Below are 8030 nucleotides of genomic sequence, written 5' to 3' on the forward strand. Positions count from 1 at the left end.
AACCGCTTGATGATTTACCCGTTGAACTCAAATGTCCGAAGCCGGCCTAACTTTGATTTAGAGTGGCGAACCTTCGACGTCTTCGCCTTTCGAGCATTTACGAGTACACAGCCAATGACCCGAGACTAGTCGATTAGCGTTATCGGTCGCTCCTCTCCGACGACACCTACACCTACGCATATGGCCCCCACGGCAACCGGATCAGCCGGACGGACCGGGCGACGGGCGCGGTGGAGACCTATATCTACGATTCGCAGAACCGCCTGATCGGCTGGACCGACGGCGTCTCGGTCATCTCCTGCGCCTATGACGCGCTGGATCGCCGGATCGCGGTCACCGTGGACGCCATGCCACAACGCCAACATCCAAAGGACCGTGGCCCGCGCCCACACGTACTTGCCCGGTGCTGTCGATATTGACGATGGGAAATTGAGTCGTCCCGGTCACTTGCCACTGCCCAGTATCGGTGATGCTCTTGTAATCACGTGCGACTGACATGTAACAAATAGTAGCGGAAAATGATGATCCGGCATGCCGGATACCGTCAGTGAAAATACTGAACTCCATCGATCTCAGTTACGTAACTTCCAAGATTATCCGTTCCGCCCATTGCCGATCCAATCCTTTTTAATTGTTACAAATGCCATGATAGCTGATTGCGCGACCGCTAGTCGTTTCAATGCCTCGATGCTCGCTTAGTCTTGCGCGTCCTTCCGGAGATATGGTCAGTAACGTCAATCCATCAAAACCCAGTGCGTTTAGCAGAATTTGCCGATTTTCAGATTCTGTCTCGTATTCAAATAATACCATTGAATGATCCACATTTAATCGAAGTGCTGGCAAAGCGCACCCGTTTCCGATGTCATCACAAGCCTGAACGAAGTTGCACGTATAATTGCTTTGGTCTCCCAGTACGATCTGGGGGGTATTGATAGCGATAATAGCGGCGAAGCAAAAATTCACAAAACAAGTGTATTTCATTTTTCAACTATCAAGCTATGCATCAGAAACCCAAATTTGACGAGCTTCTATCTATCTGAAACGGTGGTTTTTGTCACATGCAATCTGAGCGTGAGCGAACAAGGGCTTAGCTGTTACAAAAACCTATGTAGTAGCCCCCTGAAAGTGGTCCACCAACTGAGATAGATTGTCCCTCAAATTGGAGGATCAGCGATGGCTGGGAAGCGAGAGAAGGCCGAAGAGATTGTATCGAAGCTTCGGCAGGTTGAAGTTCTGCAAGGACAAGGGGCGACGATCGCCGAGGCGGTGCGCCGGATCGGTGTGAGGCAGCAGACATTTTATCGATGGCGCAAGCTCTATGGCGGGATGCAGCGGTCACAGCTCACCCGGCCGAAGGAGCTCGAGAAGGAGAACCAGCGGCTGCGTCGCGCTGTGTCGGTCCTGACACTGGACAAGCTTATTCTGACTGAAGCCGCAAAGGGAAACTTCATTCGACCATTGTCCTCGGACCAATGGCGGACAATGGTCTCATCCTTCGCGTCGTCGTGAGTGCATCGACCATGTGCGGCAGTCGCTTGGCGTGTCCGAGCGCCGCGCCTGCCGCACGCTCGGTCAGCATCGATCCACGCAGCGCAAGGTTCCCCAAAGCCGGGCCGACGAGAAGCGTCTGACCGACGACATCATCGAGCTGGCCGATCAGTATGGGCGCTACGGATATCGCATGGTGACGGGCTTGCTCGACAACGCGGGCTGGCACGTGAACCATAAGCGGGTCGAGCGTATCTGGCGGTGTGAAGGGCTGAAAGTCCCGCAAAAGCAGAGGAAGAAAGCCCGGCTCTGGCTGAACGACGGGTCGTGCGTGCGGCTTCGACCGGAACGTCCCAACCATGTCTGGTCCTATGACTTCGTCCAGGATCGTACCGCCGACGGCCGGGTCCACCGGACCCTGAACAACGAGACCTTGTCCGCCATTGGTCCGAGGACAATGGTCGAGTGACGAATATACGAGGGAGGCGTTGATGATCCGCGTCGATCGCAAGCTCAACTCCACGGACGTGCCGGATGCGTTGACGGATTTGCTCATCCTGCGCAGGCCACCGGACTACACAAGATCCGACAATGGCCGGAATTTATCGCCCAGAAAGTGCGCGACTGGATCGCGGCGGTCGGGGCCAAGACCGCCTACATCGAACCAGGCAGCCCATGGGAAAACGGATATTACGAGAGCTTCAATGCCCGGTTCCGCGACGAACTGCTCAATGGCGAGTTGTCCTACACTCTGAAAGACGCCCAAATCCTGATCGAGGAATGGTGGATCCACTACAACACCGTCAGGCCGCACAGCGCCCTCGGCTATCGGCCGCCCGCGCCGGAAAGCATCGTCCCAATGGACCAAAGGCCCAAGATGCACCAACAATCAAACCGGACCACCCGATCTCGGTCTGGAAGACCTCTTGCTGCATGGCCGTCCAGTGGGTCAGCCTGACCCACGGGACAAGCTCGTACGCCGCCCAGCCTGCGACCAGCAGAAGGACAAGGGGCGTCCACCGCAGTGCTGTGACGCCCGGTGTCATGGCGTGCGCGTCAGAGGCAGCCAGCGAGCGAGGTTGCGAGGTTGCGCAGGAGTTGTGGATAGAGGTCAGGCCCGGGCTCAAGGTCCGAACCAAGCGGGTCGAGCACCGCCGTGTTCGCCTCGGTCCCGTCCATCACGGTTGCGACGAGGCCAGGGTCGAACTGGGGTTCTGACAGCACGCACTGGATACCTTCATCCGCAACGCGCCCCTGGATCTCGGCGATACGGGCCGGGCTCGGGTCAACAGCGTCCCCGATCGAGATGGCCCCTGAGGCCGGGAAGTCGAAGGCCGTCTCGAAATACTGATAGGCGTCGTGGAAAACGACGAAACTCAGACCGCGCACCGGTTCGAGCGTTGCATTGATTTCGGTCACGAGGCCGTCGAGCTCTTCCCGCGCCGTGGCGGCATTGGCGAAATAGGTACCGGCATTTTCGGGGTCGGTGGCGGACAACTCGGCCGCGATTGCGTTCAGCCAAACGGCAGCATTATCCGGCGATAGCCAGGCATGCGGATCGTGCTCACCATGCGCATGGTCGTGGTCATGATCATGATCATGCGCGTGCTCATCGCCGTGGGCATGGTCGTGATCGTGCTCATCGCCATGGTCGTGGTCGTGCGCGTGATCTTCGCCATGGTCGTGATCGTGGTCGCCATGTTCGTGGGAATGGGCCTCGAAGAGCGCCCCCTCGCGGAAGTCGAGAAGCGTGACACCATCCACCTCGAGAAGCGTCGTGACATCCGCCCCGTCTGCCAGCGTCTCGACCGCGCCTGCCATCCAGGGCGTCAGATCCTCGCCGACCCAGAAGACGATGTCCGCATCCTGCAGCGCCGCCGCTTCCGAGGGGCGCAGGCTGTATTCGTGGGGCGACCCGCCTGGCTGTACGATCAGAGTCGGCTCGCCCACACCCTGCATCACCTGCGCAACGAGCGAGTGCACCGGCGCAATGTCGACCGCAACGCTCGGCACGTCGGCCAAGGCGGTTCCAGCCATCAGCGTTGCAGTCAGCGACAGCGGAAAGAGGTTTCTGGACATATAGAGCTCCATGTGACTATATAACGTTACATGCCGGATACAGGAAATGAGATAACATGACAAGAGGAGCAGCAGCGGAGCCGGCTATGCCGGGTCATGACCCCGTCGCGTTCGACGCCCATGATCATGGGCAATGCGTCGAGACCGCAATTGCTGCGGCCGAGGCCCATTGCGCTGCAGAGAGCCTGCGATTCACGCCCGTGCGCCGCGCTGCTCTGGAAATTCTGCTGAGTGAACACCGGGCGATGGGGGCCTACGAACTCCTCGACCGGCTGAATCAGGCAGGCTTTGGATCGCAGCCGCCTGTAGCCTACCGGGCGCTCGAATTCCTGGTCGCGAACGGCTTTGTTCACAAGATCGAGCGGCTGAACGCATTCATTGCCTGCGCCCATCCCGGTGAGAACCATTCGCCTGCTTTCCTCATTTGCCGCTTGTGCGAAGCCGTGGCCGAGGCGCAGTCGGCACCAGCCCGCGGCAGTCTGGGCGAGGCTGCCAAGGCGACCGGTTTCCAAATCGAGCGCACCGTCGTCGAGGCACTTGGCGTTTGCCCCACCTGTGCCGGGAAATCCGCCGAGAAGACTGGCGCATGAACCTTATCGATGTCGATCATCTGAATGTCCGCTATGGCGCCAGCGAAGTGCTGCGCGATGTCTCGCTGTACGTGGCACCGGGCGAGATCGTGACCATTGTCGGGCCGAACGGCTCCGGCAAGACGACGCTTTTGCGCGCGATCGTCGGGGCGGTGCCCGCGGCGGCGGGGCGGATCGCCAAGGCGCCGAATGCCGTGATCGGCTATGTGCCGCAGCGGCTGCATATCGATCCGACGCTTCCCATGACCGTCGAACGGTTTCTGAAGCTGCCAGGCGGCGCGGAGCGGGGTGATATTGTGGACGCTCTTGCGCGCGCCGGCGTGCCCGACCTGACAAAGCGGCAGATGTCGGAGCTTTCGGGTGGCCAGTTGCAGAGGGTGCTGCTGGCCCGAGCGCTTGTTGCCAAGCCCGATCTGCTACTCCTCGATGAGCCGACGGCGGGCCTCGATCAACCGGGCTCGGCCGCCTTCTATGCTCTGATCGACGATCTCCGGCGCGAGACCGGCTGCGCCGTGTTGATGATTTCGCACGAACTGCACGTTGTCATGGCGGCCTCCGACCGCGTGATCTGCCTCAACGGCCATGTCTGTTGCCATGGCACACCCGCACATGTCTCCTCGGCCCCGGAATACCGTGCCCTCTTCGGGACTGGCACCCAGGGCGCGCTGGCACTTTACCGGCACGAGCACGACCATACTCATGGCCCCCACAATCACGAGGCGGCCGAGTGATGCTGGATGACTTCATGACCCGCGCGACACTCGCCGGCATTGGCGTCGCCTTCGCGGCCGCGCCGCTCGGCAGCTTTGTCGTATGGCGGCGCATGGCTTATTTTGGCGACGCCACGGCCCATGCCGCGATCCTCGGCGTGGCATTGGCGCTAGCGCTGGAGATATCGATCTTCGCGGGCGCTGTTGCCGTGGCGCTCATTATGGCGTTCGTCGTCTCGGCGCTGAGCGGGCGGGGCTACGCGATGGACACGCTCCTCGGCGTGCTGGCGCATTCGGCGCTCGCCTTCGGCCTCGTCGCGGTGTCCTTCCTGTCGGGGATCCGTATCGACCTCATGGCCTATCTCTTCGGCGACATCCTCGCTGTGTCGCGTGGCGATCTCGCCGTGATCTGGGGCGGGGCGGCGCTTGTTGCCGGGTTGATCGCGTGGCGTTGGTCTGCACTCCTGACCACGACGCTCAACGAGGAACTTGCTTACGCGAGCGGTATTGACCCCAAGCTAGAGCAACTCGTGCTCACCCTGTCGCTGGCGATCACGGTAGCCGTCGCGATCAAGGTCGTCGGCGTGCTTCTCATTGCGGCCATGCTGATTATACCGGCCGCCGCCGCAAGGCCCCTGTCCCGAACGCCCGAGGGCATGGCGCTGATCGCGGCCGGAATAGGCGCTGCGTCGGCCGTGATCGGCCTGCGTGGCTCCTATGTGCTGGATACGCCGGCCGGGCCAACGATCGTCTGTGTTGCGGCGCTTTGCTTCGCCGCAACAAGCCTGCTTCGGGCGGTTCGATCCGGTATCCGGGCGAGGTAACGCCCGATCAGTTGCGTTGATGCGCCCCTGCCTGGCCGCGCATTACGGTATAGTCCGCCTGCATCTCTGCGGCCGCCGATCCTTCCGGTGACAGGGCCAGCTCTTCGGCTGCCTGCGCCTGGAATGCCCGGCTGCATTCGACGATCGGCGGACATGTCCCGAAGCCACCGATGTCAGCACAGACCGCCGCTCAACCGCTCAGCCACGTCTTCGATAAAACACCGTGAAACCTTCATGGCGTAAATGAATACCATGCCCGGAGAAGCCCGTAGAGCGGACACTCCAAACCTCCGCTAGCTCGTCCGCCTAAGGGGGTACACTCGACACGGTGTGAACCGTGCGACTGGCGAGGGCGTACCTGGCCCCGGGGTTCGCGGTGGAACACAGCCTGCTGCAACATTGGACGCGCTTCGTAACCCAAGACTGGTCCGTGCTGGGGTCGCCAGCCGTGGACTGCCTTACCAAACCTTCCGAGGTGGTAGCGCAAATGTTACGATTAACCCGTCAACTGGACGCATCGTCTCCGTGAACCCGCGGTGCTGGCGGTCGGGCGACGCGCCTTGACTTGGTGTATAGAACCCCGTCTGGTGTTGTCCGGGCCATTGAGATCAAAACCGGTGCGGGACGGCTGACACGCAACCAAAGGGAAGTTTTCCCTGAAATCAGTGCAGGTGGGTCGGCAACGCCTGTCAGTCGAGGCGTTGAACGGGCTTTTGATGGGCTCGAAATTGGGGTTCCGTCAGGACCGATCCCTGTCCGGGCTATACGCTTTGGAGGAAGATAGCGAATGACCACGGCCGAAGTAGCAAAGACGCTCAAGGCTCTGGGATGGACGAACGGTGTCGACTATGATCGCTTTTCGAGGTTGAGACTCAACGACAGGGTCGTCGAGATGGGCTGGAAACTGCGCAATTATGGACCGACGCTTCCTCAGCTACTAGAGACGCGCAGCGCGCTTGAGGCAGATTGGTTTAGCCGCGCTGTCGAAGTCATCTTTGATAAAAAAAGGGTAAGCAGCATCGCAGTAGAAGACCGGTATAACCGGATAGAAGCCCGACCCATCACACCGCACATCGTTTCCTCTGCGGCCGATCAAGCGGTAGCGTGGGCACAAGTCCAGGACCTGGATGCTCATCTGCAGGCCTATCGTGAACGATCACTCGAGCTCGGATTTGACGCTTTTGGGATTTACCATCTCGCTGCCTTAGCTCTTTGCGGCGACATCGGACGACTCAAACATTACAAAGAACGATACGCCGCTGGTCATCTCGAAGAGTTCGGTCACGGTCGCCATATTCCTGCAAATCGCCTGCACATTAACACCGAAAGCATTACGAGAGCGATCGACTATGCCGAGGGCGTAATCGCACGCGGTGAAGTCCGGTCGCCAGCTGCGTCCATCTAAGCGGGCTCTACGACACCAACCCCCACAACCAGCTCCTCTCGGACGACACCTATACCTACGCCTATGACACCCGCGGCAACCGGATCAACCGGGCGACGGGGGCGGTCGAGACCTATACCTACGACAGCCAGAACCGCCTGATCGGCTGGACCGACGGGGTCTCGGTGATCTCCTGCGCCTATGACGCGCTGGACCGCCGGATCGGGGTCACCGTGGACGGCGTGACGGAGAGCTTCGTTTACGACCCCTGGAGCCCATATTCGACGATCGCCAACGACGTGCTGCTCGATTTCCAGGACGACACGCTGGTGCGGCGCTGGCTGCACGGGCCGGAGGTGGATGAGCCGCTGGCCTACGAGCGCTACGCAGGCACCACGGCGGGCGGCAGCGGCACGGCGCTGGAGCTGTTCCGGAACCGCCTGGGCTCGGCAATCCTGGCAGTGTCGGTCTCGACCGGGGAGGTGGCGGCGGAGTATGACTACGACAGCTTCGGCCAGCGTATGCATTGCAGGTTCTACAGAGGACGTAGAGGCAGTTTGACAGGCAGAGCTTGGGGGTGACACAGTTGCACAATGCGGTCAGACAGGCGATCAGAAACGGGGCGTTCAGTCGAATACCATGAATGAGAAAACCGACTATTTTCTGATCTACATGAGTGGGACGCACTGCTCGACCGGTGTGAACCGCAATGACTATCATCCGTGGATGTGCAGAACGTGCCGGTTGCCCAGGCCGGACGTGACATCGATTGATTTTCAGATCGACTCACGTTCTGCGGCCCTTCCCTACATGGATGCCGATATCTATATGCAGGTTGCCTTCGCACGCAGGGACTTTCTCGAGCGCATGGGGCAGGACGTGATACGCGAATACCTCTACCTCGGAGAGCTGCGCAATTGTGATGGGGATCTATTGAAGGACTGGGTGACCTTCA

General features: G+C 60.2%; 8 protein-coding genes and 1 pseudogene. 8 read left to right on the forward strand and 1 reads right to left on the reverse strand.

Features of this window, described 5'->3' with window-relative positions; translation table 11 throughout:
- The first annotated feature begins 230 nt into the window (after positions 1 to 230).
- Together D9R08_RS18725 and D9R08_RS18730 are read left to right on the forward strand one after the other, a co-directional pair.
- Positions 231 to 419, forward strand: a complete 189-nt coding sequence (locus D9R08_RS18725) for a hypothetical protein (RefSeq protein ID WP_121899644.1) — start codon at positions 231 to 233, stop codon at positions 417 to 419.
- A gap of 754 nt (positions 420 to 1173) precedes the next feature.
- Positions 1174 to 2446 (forward strand): annotated as a pseudogene (locus D9R08_RS18730) (IS3 family transposase).
- A 98-nt stretch (positions 2447 to 2544) separates the two neighbouring features.
- On the opposite strand, the gene D9R08_RS18735 reads toward D9R08_RS18730, so the two are convergent.
- Positions 2545 to 3567, reverse strand: coding sequence for a zinc ABC transporter substrate-binding protein (locus tag D9R08_RS18735; protein ID WP_121899650.1), 1023 nt, complete (start codon positions 3565 to 3567; stop codon positions 2545 to 2547).
- Positions 3568 to 3653: 86 nt separating this feature from the next.
- On the opposite strand from D9R08_RS18735, the gene D9R08_RS18740 reads away from it, so the two are divergent.
- The 6 genes from D9R08_RS18740 to D9R08_RS18765 form a co-directional block, all read left to right on the forward strand.
- Entirely contained in the window at positions 3654 to 4157 is a 504-nt protein-coding gene (locus tag D9R08_RS18740) for a Fur family transcriptional regulator (RefSeq protein WP_233557586.1), read from the forward strand.
- Positions 4154 to 4888, forward strand: a complete 735-nt coding sequence (locus D9R08_RS18745) for a metal ABC transporter ATP-binding protein (RefSeq protein WP_121899646.1) — start codon at positions 4154 to 4156, stop codon at positions 4886 to 4888. Before D9R08_RS18740 ends, D9R08_RS18745 begins: the two co-directional genes overlap by 4 nt.
- Entirely contained in the window at positions 4888 to 5691 is an 804-nt protein-coding gene (locus tag D9R08_RS18750) for a metal ABC transporter permease (protein WP_121899647.1), read from the forward strand. Before D9R08_RS18745 ends, D9R08_RS18750 begins: the two co-directional genes overlap by 1 nt.
- 787 nt (positions 5692 to 6478) lie before the next feature.
- Complete coding sequence (locus tag D9R08_RS18755) at positions 6479 to 7096, forward strand: DUF6990 domain-containing protein (RefSeq protein WP_121899648.1); 618 nt, start codon at positions 6479 to 6481, stop codon at positions 7094 to 7096.
- Between the two features lie 164 nt (positions 7097 to 7260).
- Complete coding sequence (locus D9R08_RS18760) at positions 7261 to 7656, forward strand: hypothetical protein (RefSeq protein ID WP_121899649.1); 396 nt, start codon at positions 7261 to 7263, stop codon at positions 7654 to 7656.
- 58 nt (positions 7657 to 7714) lie between these two features.
- A partial coding sequence (locus D9R08_RS18765) for a hypothetical protein (protein ID WP_147450735.1) occupies positions 7715 to 8030 on the forward strand: 316 nt, incomplete at its 3' end.

The organism is Rhodophyticola porphyridii, from assembly GCF_003688285.1.
GTDB classification, from domain to species: Bacteria; Pseudomonadota; Alphaproteobacteria; order Rhodobacterales; family Rhodobacteraceae; genus Rhodophyticola; species Rhodophyticola porphyridii.